The 15,354-nt window shown below is 66.8% G+C and carries 8 protein-coding genes; 4 read left to right on the top strand and 4 right to left on the bottom strand.

The window, feature by feature from the left end; genetic code table 11:
• The first annotated feature begins 46 nt into the window (after window positions 1–46).
• Complete coding sequence (glpK, locus tag BV907_RS01595) at window positions 47–1,582, top strand: glycerol kinase GlpK (RefSeq protein ID WP_077487885.1); 1,536 nt, start codon at window positions 47–49, stop codon at window positions 1,580–1,582.
• 105 nt (window positions 1,583–1,687) lie between these two features.
• Here the strand turns inward: glpK and BV907_RS01600 are convergent, their stop codons facing one another.
• Genes BV907_RS01600 through BV907_RS01615 form a run of 4 tightly spaced genes read right to left on the bottom strand, consistent with a single transcriptional unit; the run spans window position 1,688 to window position 9,375 of the window.
• Window positions 1,688–2,584 carry a hypothetical protein gene (locus BV907_RS01600; protein ID WP_077487886.1) on the bottom strand — a complete coding sequence of 299 codons (897 nt, stop codon included), beginning with the start codon at window positions 2,582–2,584 and terminating at the stop codon, window positions 1,688–1,690.
• Window positions 2,585–2,613: 29 nt separating this feature from the next.
• The gene (locus BV907_RS01605) at window positions 2,614–5,745 is read right to left on the bottom strand and encodes an efflux RND transporter permease subunit (protein WP_077487887.1); all 3,132 of its coding nucleotides are present in this window, start codon (window positions 5,743–5,745) and stop codon (window positions 2,614–2,616) included.
• A 1-nt stretch (window position 5,746) separates the two neighbouring features.
• Complete coding sequence (locus tag BV907_RS01610; protein ID WP_139346540.1) at window positions 5,747–6,214, bottom strand: efflux RND transporter periplasmic adaptor subunit; 468 nt, start codon at window positions 6,212–6,214, stop codon at window positions 5,747–5,749.
• Entirely contained in the window at window positions 6,211–9,375 is a 3,165-nt protein-coding gene (locus BV907_RS01615; protein ID WP_077487978.1) for an efflux RND transporter permease subunit, read from the bottom strand. Before BV907_RS01615 ends, BV907_RS01610 begins: the two co-directional genes overlap by 4 nt.
• Window positions 9,376–9,793: 418 nt before the next feature.
• Between BV907_RS01615 and leuS the strand changes: the two genes are divergently transcribed.
• The 3 genes from leuS (at window position 9,794) to BV907_RS01630 (ending at window position 14,814) form a co-directional block, all read left to right on the top strand.
• Complete coding sequence (gene leuS, locus BV907_RS01620; protein WP_077487889.1) at window positions 9,794–12,340, top strand: leucine--tRNA ligase; 2,547 nt, start codon at window positions 9,794–9,796, stop codon at window positions 12,338–12,340.
• 10 nt (window positions 12,341–12,350) lie between these two features.
• Window positions 12,351–13,349, top strand: a complete 999-nt coding sequence (locus BV907_RS01625) for a DegV family protein (RefSeq protein ID WP_077487890.1) — start codon at window positions 12,351–12,353, stop codon at window positions 13,347–13,349.
• Window positions 13,350–13,833: 484 nt separating this feature from the next.
• Complete coding sequence (locus BV907_RS01630) at window positions 13,834–14,814, top strand: hypothetical protein (RefSeq protein WP_077487891.1); 981 nt, start codon at window positions 13,834–13,836, stop codon at window positions 14,812–14,814.
• Window positions 14,815–15,354: the final 540 nt, after the last annotated feature.

Genomic DNA, 15,354 nt, shown 5'->3' on the forward strand with positions numbered 1-15,354 from the left:
TCCCACGTCCTTCCTCCCACCGCAGACTCATCCGAAGGAGCCATGAATGTCTGAGCAGGAATCGCCTCAGGGCGCGTACGTCATCGCGATCGACCAGGGCACGACGAGCACGCGCGCGATCGTCTTCGACCACTCGGGCGGAATCGTCTCGACCGGCCAGCTCGAGCACGGGCAGATCTTCCCGCAGGCGGGCTGGGTCGAGCACGATCCCCGCCAGATCTGGGACAACACGCGCGAGGTCATCGGCCAGGCCCTCTCGAAGGCCAACCTCACCCGCCACGACATCGCCGCCGTCGGCATCACGAACCAGCGCGAGACGGCGGTGGTGTGGGACAGGACGACGGGCGAGCCCGTCTACAACGCGATCGTGTGGCAGGACACGCGGACCCAGGGCATCGTGGACCATCTCGCGGCCGACGGCGGCGTCGACCGGTTCGCGAAGAAGACCGGGCTTCCGCTCGCCACCTACTTCTCAGGGACGAAGATCGCGTGGATCCTCGACAACGTCGAGGGCGCCCGCGCCCGGGCCGAGGCGGGCGACCTCCTCTTCGGCAACACCGACGCCTGGGTCCTCTGGAACCTCACGGGCGGCACCGACGGCGGAGTGCACGTCACGGACGTCACCAATGCGTCCCGCACGCTGTTCATGGACCTCGAGGCCCTTGCCTGGGACCAGGAGATCCTCGACACGTTCGGGGTCCCGGCGTCCATGCTGCCGGAGATCAGGTCCTCGTCCGAGGTCTACGGGACCGTGCACGGCTCGCAGCTGCTGCGCGGGGTCCCCGTCGCGGGGATCCTCGGCGACCAGCAGGCGGCCACGTTCGGCCAGGCGGCCTTCGGCACCGGCGAGGCCAAGAACACGTACGGCACGGGCTGCTTCCTCATCTTCAACACCGGCGAGGAGATCGTCCACTCGCAGAACGGCCTGCTCACGACCGTGGGGTACCGGCTCGGCGACGCCCCGCCGCACTACGCGCTCGAGGGCTCGATCGCGGTGACTGGATCGCTCGTCCAGTGGCTGCGGGACAACCTCGGGATGATCCAGACCGCGCCGCAGGTCGAGGAGCTCGCCCGCTCCGTCGAGGACAACGGCGGCGTCTACATCGTGCCCGCGTTCTCGGGCCTCTTCGCCCCCTACTGGCGCCCCGACGCCCGGGGCGCGATCGTGGGCCTCACGCGCTTCGCGAACAGGGGGCACATCGCGCGGGCCGCGCTCGAGGCGACGGCCTTCCAGACCCGGGACGTGCTCGACGCCGTCAACGCCGACGCGGGCGTCCCGCTCACCGAGCTCAAGGTCGACGGCGGGATGGTCGCCAACGACGCGCTCATGCAGTTCCAGGCGGACATCCTCGGCGTCGACGTCGTGCGCCCACGCGTGATCGAGACGACGGCGCTCGGCGCGGCCTACGCGGCCGGCCTCGCGGTCGGGTTCTGGAAGGACCTCGGCGAGTGCTCCGCCAACTGGGGCGAGGACCGCAGGTGGAGCCCGTCGATGGACGCAGAGGAGCGGGAGCGCCAGCTGCGGCTGTGGCGCAAGGCGGTGTCCAAGTCCATGGACTGGGTCGACGGGGACGTCCGTTAGCGTAGGCGGCCATCGATCACGGCGGTTTGCAGACCCGCCACGTGGAAGGGGCGGCACGTCATGTGCCGCCCCTTCTCGCTGTTCGGATGGTGCCAGAGGTCGAGGCTACTCGACCTGGGCAGGCGCGGTCTTGGCGTAGACGCTGCGGCTGACTGTATAGCCGCGTGCGTCCTGCTCGAGTGCCTGCGAGTTCACCTCGTTGAGCTGCGCAGCGCTCAGCGTGGTGATCTGCACGAGATCCATGAATTCCTGATCCGTGCCGCCCACGGCGGTGACCTTCACCAATCCCGTGCCCTTCGAATAGAACTTCCGCTGGTGCCCGGCCTCGGGAGGATCCAACGGGTTGTACTCATCAATGACCAGAACATCGTTGTAGCAGCCCGTCGGTACGCACACGTGCTGGTTCTTCTGGATGACGTTGCCGCAGTCCAGGAAGTCGACCTTCGGTGCGTAGGCCTGAACGTAGTCCGGGGCGCTCAGCGACGGCTTGGCCAGCATCGCGATGCCGGCCTGCGCCTTGGCAAGGCCATGGATGAACGTGCTGGGCGCTCCGACGAACTCACCGTTCTCGTACTCCTCCGGGTACTCGCCGAACAGCCAGACCGTACCGCCACGGGTCTGCGCGAAGAACGCCAGCTCGGATTCCAGCAGCTGACCGTCCTCGTAGTCGCGGTCCCAGAGCACGCGGGTTGTCACGCCGTCGATCTCCTTGGTCAGTCCGGTGACGGTGTGGATCACTGAATGAGTGTGGACGCCGTCTGCGGAGGTCACCGTGCCGGTGGTCGTGAACTGCATGCCGGGCTCCAGGGCGAACCACGGGTTGTTGATCCGCGGCACGGTCTGGAACGCGGTCGGATCGAAGGTGATGGCCGATCCCGGTCCGCACAGTTCGTTCGACGTCGTCGCTGCGCCGGCGGGTCCCGCCGTCGCCAGCGTCAACGTGCCCAGCACCAGCAGCAGGGCCGATGTGCCGGCGGTGATCCGGCGTCGCCGAGTGAACACGGATGTCCTTTCACTAGGGTTGGGCCGAATCAGACCGCTGGCTCGGGTTCGGGGCGGCGCTCACGGCGGCTCCGTGGCTTGGCGAACCTGAGGTACAGCGACGGGACGATGAACAGGTTGACGAGAGTGGAGGACACCAGGCCGCCGAGAATCACGACTGCCATGGGGTGCTCGATCTCGTGTCCTGGGAGGTTGCCCATGATCACCAGGGGAACCAGCGCCAGGGCCGTTGCCAGCGTCGTCATCAGGATGGGCGAGAGCCGCTCCGCGGCCCCGCGCATGACCAGCGCATGGCCGAACTCCTCACCCTCATGCTCCTCCAGATGCTGGCAGTGGTTGACCAGCAGGATGCCGTTGCGCGCGGCGATACCCATGACCGTGAGGAAGCCCACCAGCGAGCCCAGGGAGAGGACGCCGCCGCCCAGCATGGCTGCAAGCACGCCTCCCACCAGAGCCACCGGGAGCGTCAGCATGATCAGCGTGGCCAGTCGCCAGCTGCGGAAGGCCGCCTGCAGGAGCAGGTAGATCGCGATCACCGCGCCGCCTGCGAAGATCAGCAGCCGCTGGGACGCAGCCTGGCGTTCGGCGTACTCACCGAGGACTTCCGCGTGGACGCCCGTGGGGAACTGGATCGTCGCCAGTCCCGCGTTGAGCTTGTCAACGACTGCCGCCAGGTCGCCTTCCTTGACGTTGGCGCTGACGTCGATGCGCCGGGAACCACCCGTCCGCTCAATGACGTTCGGCGTCGGCTTCACCTGCACCGAAGCAACGTCCTTGATGCGGATCAGCTGTCCGGATGGCGTGCTGATCGGAAGGTCTTCGATGCTCGTGACGCTGGTGCGGAGGGCCGGGGCGCTCCAGACCTGCACGTCATAGGCCTTGCCGTCGCGGAAGACGTCGCCGGCTTCCTCGCCTGCCACCATGGTGGCCGCGGCGCGGCGGACGTCACCGGGCTTGAGCCCGTACTGGCTGGCCTTGGCGAGGTCCACCTCGACGTCGATCTGCGGTATGTTCACCTGGAGGGACACCTTGGGAGTGATCGCGCCGGGCACGCCGGCCAGGACGGACTTGACCTTGTCGGCCTGCTCGCGCAGGACCGCCAGGTCGTCGCCGTACACCCGAACGACCACCGCGTAGCCGGTACCGGTCAGCACTTCACGGATGCGTTCCTTCAGGTAGGTCTGCACGTCCCGCTTGATGCCCGGATAGCCTTCCACGACTTCCTGGATGGAGGCCAGTGTCTTGTCGTAGTCCACTGCAGGGTCGACGCTGATCCAGTTTTCACCGAAGTGCACGCCCACCACCTCGTCCGCGACCAACGCCTGGCCGATGTGGGAGCCGCAGTTGCGTACGCCGGGGATGGTCATGAGCTCATTGCACGCGGCCTGGCTGACCCTGACCTCCTCTGCATTGGACGTTCCCGGCTGCGTGATCCAGTGCATCAGGAAGTCGCGTTCCTTGAATTCAGGCAGCAGGGACTGCCCGAGCAGTGGCGCGGTCACGATGCCGGCGATGGCCAGCACGCCGACGGCGGCATACCCCGGGATGGGGCGCTTGACCGCGGGCTGGAGGACCTTGTGGTACCAGCGCTTCAGCACCCTGACCACCGGCGGATCCTTGTCTTCCAGCGGTGCGCGGCGCAGGAAGATGTAGGCGAGTGCCGGGGTCACCGTGAGGGCGACGACCATCGAGGCCAGCACGGCCAAGGTGTAGGAAATGGCCAGGGGCCGGAAGAAGGCGCCGGTCAGGCCGTCCAGGAAGAAGATCGGCACCGTGGCGGCGATGATGATGAGCGTCGCGTAGACGATGGGACCGCGGACTTCGATGGAGGCATTCACCACCACCCGCGCCGTCATGGAGCCGTCCCCTGCCGCGCGGTGCTTTCGGAGGCGCCGGACGATGTTTTCGACGTCGATGATGGCGTCATCGACGACGACCCCCACGGCAATGACCAGGCCGGCCAACACCATGGTGTTGACCGTGCCTCCTGTCCAGTAGAGGACCAGGGCGGCGGCCAGGAGGGACAGCGGGATGGCGACGACGCTGACAAAGGCCGTGCGCCACTGGAACAGGAAGAGGGCGAGCACCAGGATGACCAGGAGGCAGCCGAAGAGGAGCGCCAGGCCGAGGTTGTTGATGGATTCCTCGATGAAGGTGGCCGGCCGGAACAGGGTGGTGTCCACCTTGATGCCGCTGAGGCCAGGTTCGATCTGCTTGAGCGCTTCCTCAACGCCCTTGGTGACCTCCACCGTGTTGCCCCACGGCAGCTTCTCCACGATCAGCATGAGGCCGGGCCCACCGTCGATCACGGCATCACCGATCAGCTGCTGGTGGTCCTCGACGACGTCTGCCACGTCGCCGAGCTTCACTGCGCCTCCGGGCCGTTCCTCCACGGGAACCTGGGCGAGGTCCTCCGGGCTGGTGATGGCCTGGACGTGTCGGATGCCGAGGGACTGGTTGCCCGTCTCCAAGGCACCGCCTGTCCCCGTGAGGGAACCAGGTGTGTACTGGAGGAGGCCGGAGTCGAGGGCTTCCGACGTCGCGGTCATCACCGACTCCAGACTGACATTGTGCTGCTGCATCCGCACGGGATCCGACTGCACCACGAGCATCTGGATCCGTTCACCCCAGATGGCCACGTTGGCCACCCCCGGCACCCGAAGCAAGTGCGCCCGGATGTTCCAGTAGGTGATCATGGACATCTCGATGAGGGATCGGGTGTCCGAGGACAGGCCGATCTTCATCACCCGGCTGGTCGAGGACAGGGGCTGCAGCATGATCGGAGGGGCTGCCCAGGTGGGTAGCGTCGGCAGGACCTGGGCCATTCTTTCGGACACGAGTTGTCTGGCGGCCACCTGGTCCGTGCCCGGCTTGAAGAGCAGGAGGACGGAGGACAGCTGGGGGACAGACTTGGAGCGGAGCTCGGTCAGGCCCTCGATGCCGTTGAAGGCCTCCTCGAGTGGCACGGTGACGAGCTCTTCGACCTCGGAGGCCGTCAGGCCAAGGCAGGCCGTCTGGACCTCGACGCGTGGCGGAGCGAACTCCGGGAACACATCCACGGACGCCGTGCTCAGCTGGGCGCTTCCCACCACCATGAGCACCGCTGCGAGCGCCAGGATGATTGAGCGGAACCTCAGGCTGGCGGCAACAATGCGGCGCATGTCAGTGTGCCGTGTCGAATTCGGCGCCGAAGAGCTCGGCCGCTGCTGTGGTGACGATCACCGTGTCCACGGATGGCCCGGCGGAAGCGAACACCGTGCCACCTTCGATGCGGATAACAGTCACCGCCTGCCGCTGGTAGACCCTCGGCTCGGGATTTGCGTAGACCCACGTTCCGCCCTTGGCGTCGTAGAGCAGGGCTTCGTAAGGCAGCGTGACCGCCACCCCCTCCGATCCTGCCTGGACTGTCGCGGTCTGGAGGTCCAGCCGGTCAATGGCCTTTTCGGACAGGGTGATTTTGGCGATTCCGGTCGAGGCGTTCTTCTCCACCTTGGCGGGCGGCTCCGCCACTGAGTCCGCGGCCATCGAGGACGTGCCGCAGCCCGATACGAAGAACAACCCGAGCACCAGCCAGAGAGAACTGGCCGCACCGGCCGCCGCCTGGCGGCCGGTTGAAGGACGACGTGTCATCTTGCTTCCACCTTTTCCTGCATCGCAGGGAATTCCACACGGTAGATCGCTTCCCAGTCCTCCGGGCCATGTTCGGGACCGAACCACAGCAGCACCAGCGGGACTACCAGGAGAGCGAAGAGCGTCGTGGTCACCAGACCACAGAGGATGATGAGTGCCATCGGCGCCACGACGGCCGAGCCCGCCGCCCCGCCAAGCAGCGCGATCGGGACGAGCGCTATGGCTGTGACGGCAGCGGCTTTGAGCACCGGAACGACGCGTTCCCTGGCTGCCGCCATGACCACCGTGGCGCGGGAGGCGTCGGCCTGCTCGCGCCAACCGCGGTCGCAGGCTGCGGCAAAGACCGCCGTGTTGCGGACCACAATGCCCAGCAGGACGGCGAGCGCTGCCAGCGAAATCCAGGACACGGAGCGTCCAGCCAGGAACGCAGCCAGGAAGCCGCCTGACAGCGCTGCCGGGAAGCCGAGGAAGGCAGCCACCGCTGTCTTCCAACTGCGGACGGCAGTCTGGACCAGGAGCAGCACGCCGATGAGGGCGGCGGCCCCGATGCCCATGGCGAGCAGCCCAGCGTTCTGTTGCTCGGCGTACTTCGTCGTGATCTCGGCGTGGTACTCCACCGGGAACTGCACGGTCTGGATAGCGGCTCGGATATCGCGTTCGACATCGCCCAGGGGGCGGCCTCGGACGTCAGCGACGATATCGATGTACCGGATCGAGGCGCTGTGGTGGATGACTGTTTCACTCGACACGATCCGGACCTGGGCGATGTCGCCGAGCTTCACATGACCACCATCGGGCGTGTCGATGAGAAGATCGCGCAGGCTGGTCAGGTCGTCCCGGACGTCCGGCGTGCCGCGGACCACCACTTCGAAGACCTTTTGCTGTTCGAAGAGGTTGCCCACCACGATGCCCTGCATCAGGGTGGCTGCTGCCCGTCGTGCGTCGCCGGGCTTGATGCCGACCTTCTGGGCCGCGGTCAGATCCACCTCGACCTCCAGGACGGGAAGCCGGGTGGTGGAGTTGATGCGAGGCGAATCGAGTCCCTGGATGCCGCTGATGGCCCTGTGGACTTCCTCGGCCTTTTCGCGGAGGACGTTCATTTCCGTGCCAAAGACGCGGACCGCGAAGCCGGGCTCTACGCCGGAGCGCACTTCCCCGACCTGCTGCTGCGAGTAGCTGATGACGTTGTGCGCGATGCCCGGGTAGCCGCTGACGACGTCCCTGACGGCGCTTTCAACCTGCGAGTAGTCAGCGTTCTGGGCTACGGAGACCCACAGCTCCGCTGAGCTGTTTCCGACCACTTGGTCGGAGGTGATGGCGCGTCCAACATGGCCGCCCACGCTGGTGACGCCGGGAATGGTACGCAGCTCGTCCGCGGCCCTGGCCGCGATCCGGCTCACTTCCGAGGTGGACGTCGCCGCCATGGCATCCCACTGAATCAGGACGGTGCGGTCCGGCAGCGTCGGCACGACTGCACGGTCGCCGCCCAGTTGCGACGCGACCAGGAGCCCCGCGAGTCCGACGACGGCGACGGCCGCCACAACGACGGCAAGCATGTTGCGTCCACGGTCCAGGGCCTGGTCGTAGTAGCGGTGGACGGTCTCGAAGCGGCCCGGCCCAGGCCGTTCGACCGCATGGCGCTTCATCAGCAGATGCACCATGACGGGGGTGACACCGATGCCGACGATGAAGGCTGCCGCAAGTGCCAAGGCCATGGCCCAGATGAGCGGGCTGAAGAAGGCAACACCAATGCCTGTCGTGAACAGGACGGGCACCATCGCCAGAACGACGGTAAGGGACGCCAGCAGCAAGGGCGTGCGCACCCAGCGGACGGCAGCCGTCACGTGCGACTTGAAGTCCCCGTTCCCTTGGACTCCTGCAGGCCGGGAGCCGCGAAGCTGGGCATGGACATCTTCAACGGTGTCGCCCACGATGAGCGTCACGCCTAGGAGGATGCCCACCAGAACCGTGACGTTCAGGGTCGCCCCCTGCATGTCCAGAACCAGGACCGCGGCAGTCACCGACGTCGACAGAGCCACGAGGGCTACCAAGGCGGCACGCCAGCTCCTGAACAGGAGCCAGAACAGGGCAACCAGGATGGCAAGGCTGATCAGCAGGGCGATGCCAAGCCGGTCCACAGTTTCCTGCAGGGCGGAGGCTGGCCGGTAGATGGAGGTGTCCAGTGCGACGCCCGACAGGCCGGGTTCAAGGTCCTTCAGTGCGGCCTCGACGTCTCCTGTGACCTGGAGCGTGTTGGCGTCCGGGAACTTCTCAATGACCAGGAGAAGGCCTGGGTCCTGAGCGGCCAGGGCATCGCCGATGAGGGGCTGATGGTCTTCCTTCACCGAGGCCACGTCGCCGAGGAGTACGGACGGATTCGACTCCTCGACGTGCACCTGGGCGAGTTCCTGCGGGCTGCGGATCGGCAGGACGTGCTGGATGCCGAGGCGCTGGTTCTGCGACTCGATGAAGCCGCCGGTGCCCGGAGTCGAGGCCTCGAGGAAGCTCAGGGGTGAGACCCATACCGCGTTGCCCGTGGTCTTCACGATCTGTTCCAGGGTCACGCCCTTGTCACGCAGCCTACTGGGATCGACCTCCACCTGGAGCTGCTGTTCACGCTGGCCCCAAATGGATACGTTCGCTACACCCTGGACGCCAAGGAGGCGCGGCTTGATCTTCCAGCGAGCCAGCACTGACAGGTCAATCCCGGACAGCTGCTGGGAGGACATGCGCACCATGAGCAGCCGGCTCGTGGACGAGAGAGGCTGCATGATCAGCGGGGGCGAAGAGACGTTGGGCAGGGCGTGCGCCTGCGTCATACGCTCTGCGACCAGCTGCCTGGCACGCATCAAGTCAGTGCCGGGACGGAAGACGAGTTCGACGGAGGACAGGCCGGGCACCGATTTCGACCGGATCTCCTCAAGCCAGGGAACCCCGTTGAGAAGGTCGGCCTCCATCGGGGTTGTAATGAGCTGCTCCACTTCCGTCGCGGACAGGCCAAGGGCTTCTGTCTGGATTTCAACGTGAGCGGGGGCGAATTCCGGGAGGCCGTCGACTGCCATACGAGGAATGTTGACGATTCCGAACCCTATGATCCCCGCCGCGATCGCGAGCACAAGGATGCGGAATTGCAGGCTGAACCGTGTCACCCAGCCGAACATGGCTAAGGCCTGGGTTGTCCGGGAGAAAGCGAAGAGCGATTGGCCGTCAAAGCTCGGCCGGCAGGCGGGCATGCGCCGCACCAAAGTTGCATTTCAGGCTCCTCATAACCTGATGAGACCTTTGGTGATCCCCCAGACCTAGAGACATAGTGAACCGATTGGGTCGCCGCCGCAATGGGGGTGGTCAGCACGTGGCCTGGGCCCTGGCACATGCCCGCTTTCGCGCGGGTCGCCGTGGAGCGGCTAGAGTAGGACCATGCACGCAAGCCTCCTGCTTAGCTAGCCGCCCGGCGTCACGCCGAGCGGCCGCCCCTCATGTGTCGAGGGGCTTTTGTGTGTTGTGGATCAACTGGTCCGAGGCAGGAGTGGGAACCGTCATGACCGGGCAGGCGTCATGGAAGAACAGAAGAGGGCAGCAGTGAGCGTTCAGCCGGAGACCGAATCCGGAGCAGCAAAGGAAGCGGTCGAACGTAGCTCCGACGGCGGCTACAGCTTCCCCGCCGTGGAGGCCAAGTGGTCGGCAGTGTGGGACGAGCTGGGCGTCTTCACGCCCAAAGACGACGGAAGCCGTGAGCGCCGCTACGTACTCGACATGTTCCCGTACCCATCAGGCGACCTGCACATGGGCCACGCCGAAGCGTTCGCGATGGGCGACGTCGTCGCCCGTTACTGGCGCCTCAAGGGCTACGACGTCCTCCACCCCATCGGCTGGGACTCCTTCGGCCTGCCCGCCGAGAACGCGGCCATCAAGCGCAACGCCCACCCGTCCGAGTGGACGTACGCGAACATCGAGACCCAGGCGGCCTCGTTCAAGCGCTACGGCCTGAGCCTGGATTGGTCGCGCCGCCTGCACACCTCGGACCCCGGGTACTACCGCTGGACCCAGTGGCTCTTCCTGCGCTTCTACGAGCGCGGCCTGGCCTACCGCAAGAACCACCCCGTCAACTGGTGCCCCAAGGACCAGACGGTGCTCGCCAACGAGCAGGTCGTCAACGGCGCGTGCGAGCGCTGCGGCACCCCGGTGACCAAGAAGGCCCTCAACCAGTGGTACTTCAAGATCACCGACTACGCGGACCGCCTGCTCGACGACATGGCCGAGCTCGAGGGCCACTGGCCGGAGCGCGTCCTCGCCATGCAGCGCAACTGGATCGGCCGCTCCGAGGGCGCGCACGTCCACTTCGCGATCGAGGCCGTACAGGGGGCGCACGACGGCGCGGGGTCACTTCCCGAGCGCGACGTCACCGTCTTCACGACCCGTCCGGACACGCTCTACGGCGCGACCTTCTTCGTCGTCGCGGCCGACGCCGAGCTGGCCTCCGAGCTCGTCGCGCCCAGCCACGCGCAGGAGCTCGCCGAGTACCAGGACCGGGTCAAGAACCTCTCCGAGATCGAGCGGCAGAACACCGACCGCGAGAAGACCGGCGTCTTCCTCGGCCGCTACGCCGTCAACCCCCTCAACGGCGAGCGGCTCCCTGTGTGGGCGGCGGACTACGTCCTCGCCGAGTACGGCACCGGCGCGATCATGGCCGTCCCCGCGCACGACCAGCGCGACCTCGACTTCGCCCGCGCCTTCGGCCTGCCCGTGCGTGCCGTCCTGGACACCGGCGAGGAGGACCCGGCGGAGACCGGCGTCGCGACCGCCGGCGAGGGCACGCTCGTCAACTCGGGCCCGCTCGACGGCCTCTCCAAGGCCGAGGGCATCGCGAAGGCCATCGAGATCGTCGAGGCCGCCGGCACCGGCCAGGGCACGGTCAACTACCGACTGCGCGACTGGCTCCTGTCCCGCCAGCGCTTCTGGGGTGCCCCGATTCCCATCATCCACTGCGACGAGTGCGGCGAGGTGCCGGTCCCGGACGAGCAGCTGCCTGTGCGCCTGCCGGACGACCTGCGCGGCGAGCAGCTGGCGCCCAAGGGGACTTCGCCGCTCGCTGCCGCGGCCGAGTGGGTCAACGTCGCGTGCCCGTCCTGCGGCGGGGCCGCGGCGCGGGACACGGACACGATGGACACGTTCGTGGATTCCTCGTGGTACTACCTGCGGTACCTCTCGCCGGACTACGCCGAGGGCCCGTTCGACCCCGAGGCCGCGAGGAACTGGATGCCCGTCGCGCAGTACGTGGGCGGCGTCGAGCACGCGATCCTGCACCTGCTCTACAGCCGCTTCTTCACCAAGGTCATCAAGGACATCGGGCTCATCGAGTTCGACGAGCCGTTCGCGGCGCTCATGAACCAGGGCCAGGTGCTCAACGGCGGCAAGGCCATGAGCAAGTCCCTCGGCAATGGCGTGGACCTCGGCGAGCAGCTCGACCAGTTCGGCGTCGACGCCGTGCGCCTCACCATGGTCTTCGCGTCCCCGCCCGAGGACGACGTCGACTGGGCCGACGTCTCGCCGTCCGGCTCGGCCAAGTTCCTCGCCAGGGCCTGGCGGCTCGGCCAGGACGTCACGAGCGCCCCCGGCACCGACCCGGCGGGAGGCGACCGCGCCCTGCGCGCCGTCACGCACCGCACGCTCGCCGAGGCGACGGAGCTCGTCGAGTCGCACAAGTTCAACGTCGTCGTGGCCAAAGCCATGGAGCTGACCAACGCCACCCGCAAGGCCATCGACGCCGGTCCGGGCGGCTCCGACCCGGCCGTGCGCGAGGCCGTCGAGGCCCTCGCGATCATCCTGAGCCTCTTCGCGCCGTACACGGCCGAGGACCTGTGGGCCGCGCTCGGGCACGAGCCGTCGGTCGCCAATGCGGCCTGGCCGGAGCACGACCCGGCACTGACCGTCGAGGACACCGTGACCGCCGTCGTGCAGGTCCAGGGGAAGGTGCGCGACCGCCTCGACGTCGCACCGGACATCACGGAGGACGCCCTCCGCGAGCTCGCCCTGGCCTCGCCCAGCGTGGCCCGCATCCTCGACGGCCGCGGCATCCGCACCGTGATCGTCCGGGCGCCGAAGCTCGTCAACATCGTCCCTGCCTGATCCGGCCGCCATGGGGGAGGGGAAGGTTCCTGAGGCCCCGGCCTGGGCGTGGCTGCGGCGCGGCCTCGGCCGGCTCCGGCCCGCGCCGGCCCCAGTGGCGCGGCCGCGCACGGCCGTCGTCACCGACTCGGCCGCGGCCCTGCCGGCCTCGTGGTCCGAGGAGTTCGCCCGGCTGGGCTGCTTCGCGTCCGTGACGCTGCCGGTCATGGCCGGGGACGAGATCTTCACCGAGGGCCAGGACGTGGACACGGCACTCGGCGTCGCCCTTGCCGCGGGCCGGCCCGTGCGGACCTCGCGGCCCTCGCCCGGGCAGTTCGAGCGTGCCTACCGCTCCTTCGAGGAGGCCGGCTTCGAGGGCGTCGTGTCCCTGCACCTCTCCGGGGGACTGTCCGGGACCGCTGACGCGGCGCGCCTGGCCGCCGAGCGGGTCGGGATCCCGGTCGAGGTCGTCGACTCGCGCACGGCGGGGATGGCCCTCGGCTTCGCCGTCCGCGACGCCGTGCTGGCCGCGGCGGACGGCGCCGACCCCGCCGCGGTCCGCGACGCAACCCTCGCGCGGCTCGCCGGCTCCGAGGCGCTGTTCTACGTTCCGAGCCTCGAGCAGCTCCGCCGCGGGGGCCGCATAGGGACCGCGGCCTCGCTCATCGGCACGATGCTGGCGATCAAGCCGATCCTGACGCTCCAGGACGGGCTCATCGTCCCGCTCGAGCGGGTCCGCACTTCCGCCCGCGCCCTCACCCGCCTGCGCGAGCTCGCCCTCGACAAGTGCGCCGCGTGCGGCGCGCCCGACCTCGCCGTGCACTACTTCGGCAACGCGGACGAGGCCGAGGAGTTTGCGGCGGGCCTCGCCCGCGCCGTGGGCGCGACAGATGGGGGCATCGTCGTCACGCCCCTGCCGGCCGTCCTCGCGGCGCACACGGGCCTTGGGGTGCTCGCCGTCGTGGTTTCGCCGCCCGAGGCCCGGCAGGGAGCCCACAAGGGCGATGGAGCCCCGACGTCGGCCGAGTAGTCCTTCGCTGTTCGGTGATGAAGAGGTGGTGGCGGTGACCACGCACCTGGGCCAGCAATTCACCGCAGACAGCAGTCTGTCCCCAGGCATCCGGCCGCTACAGGCACAAACTCGTCAGCGACCGGGTAATTCCGCGAAATGGCCCGAGCAAAGACGAGTACACCACCTTCTTGTCCCCCATAGCGGCCGGCTCCTACCCTGTGCCCATGGCAAAATCCGTTCCTCGGGCAGGGCCTACGGGAATGGTTGGCGGACACATGGGCTGGGGCAAGCGAACACAACCACATGATGGCTGGCGGCCCTTGCACGCCCGGAAGCGGAAGCGCCTCGACGCACGTATTCCGAACGAGGACGAAAATCCTGCTCAACCTGCACGTACTAGCAAGGGCTCGGGACTCGCGCGCGGGGCCCGACAGCATCTGGGCCCAGGGGATGCTGCCCCGCACCCGGATCATTTCATTCCAACTCCCGAAAGACCACGCTAATGTTCCAGCCCAATAGGGGTCTGTCCGCCCTTGGCACTGTCTTCACGCTGCTTTTGGCGATGGCCACGGTGGCATCGTGCGCGACACCAGGTTCACCCCAACCTCCGACGACTTCTGCCCCCGCAACGTCGTCACCGCCGGCATCGACACCAGCGCCAACGGACGCCCAGGAACTCTGCGGCCCAGGGTCGGCGATCAACTTCGACAAAACAGCCTTCCCGGCATCTCCCAAGATCGACAACCAGTGGTTTCCGTTGAAGCCGGGCATGCAGTACACAACAACGGGCACCGTCGAGGCCGCCGATGGCACCACCGAACGTATCGTCACTCATACTGTTACCGGCCTGACCAAGGTCATCGACGGGGTGAAGACTTTGGTGATGTGGGACCGCGACTACCAGGACGGTGCACTGGTTGAATCTGAACTGGCATTCTTCGCCCAGGACAACGCCGGAACGGTCTGGCTCTTCGGGGAATATCCTGAAGAGTTCGAAAATGACGTATTCATTGGCGCGCCGAACACCTTCATTCACGGGATATCCGGGAGCCAGGCCGGCATTGCCATGCAGGCCCAGCCCCAGACCCGTACCCGGACACCGGAATATGTCCAGGGACACGCCCCTTCCGTGGGCTTCCTTGACTGTGCGCGCACGATCAGCATGGACGTCGCCCTCTGCGTCCCCGCCGGCTGCTACGGGGGCCTGCTGGAGATCAACGAGCGCAACCCGCTCGAACCGGCCGTAGGCAACCAGCGCAAATTCTATTCAGCCGGGACGGGATTGGTGAAAGTGACAGCCATCGGCGGCGAAAGGCAGGAAACGCTGGACCTCACCAAGGCTGAGCAACTCAGCGACGCGCAACTGGCAGAAGTCAATGCCCAAGCGCTTGATCTCGACGAGCACGGATACGAGGTCAGCAAGGACGTATACGCTCAGACACCCCGCGCCGAAGCTGCCACGGAAGGGGCCGGCCGCAGCTGACGGGCGATCGCGCACCATCGAGACGACGACCCAGAGCTTGAGAACCCGAATACTCATTGGGGTTGTCGTCTTGTTGCAATTCCTTGCCAAACCAGGGACTACTTGGCCCAGCGCAGAAATGGTGATGTCTGGTACTTTGGCGAAGACGTCAGCAACTTTGTGAATGGAATACTGAGAGATCATTCGGGCAGCTTTATGCACGGCAAAGACGGCGCAAAAGCCGGAATCTGGATGAAGGCCGAGCAGAGAATCGGCGACTCATACCGGCAGGAATACTATCCGGGTCATGCCGAAGACATGCGTAATACTGTCGCCACCGGTCTGACGGTATCCACAAGAGACGCACATACACCGATTGCGTCAAAGTCTATGACTGGACGCCGATTGAGAGGCGATCCAGAGAGCACAAATACTATTGCCCCCAAGTCAGCGCCCTAGTACTCATTGAAGACTTGGAAACCCGCCAACGAACAGAACTCACTAACATTGAGCCTTGACGCATTTCATTCGCTGATCACAATGGTCAGCAGAATGCCAACG

This window comes from Sinomonas mesophila, from assembly GCF_001999765.1.
Lineage (GTDB): Bacteria > Actinomycetota > Actinomycetes > Actinomycetales > Micrococcaceae > Sinomonas > Sinomonas mesophila.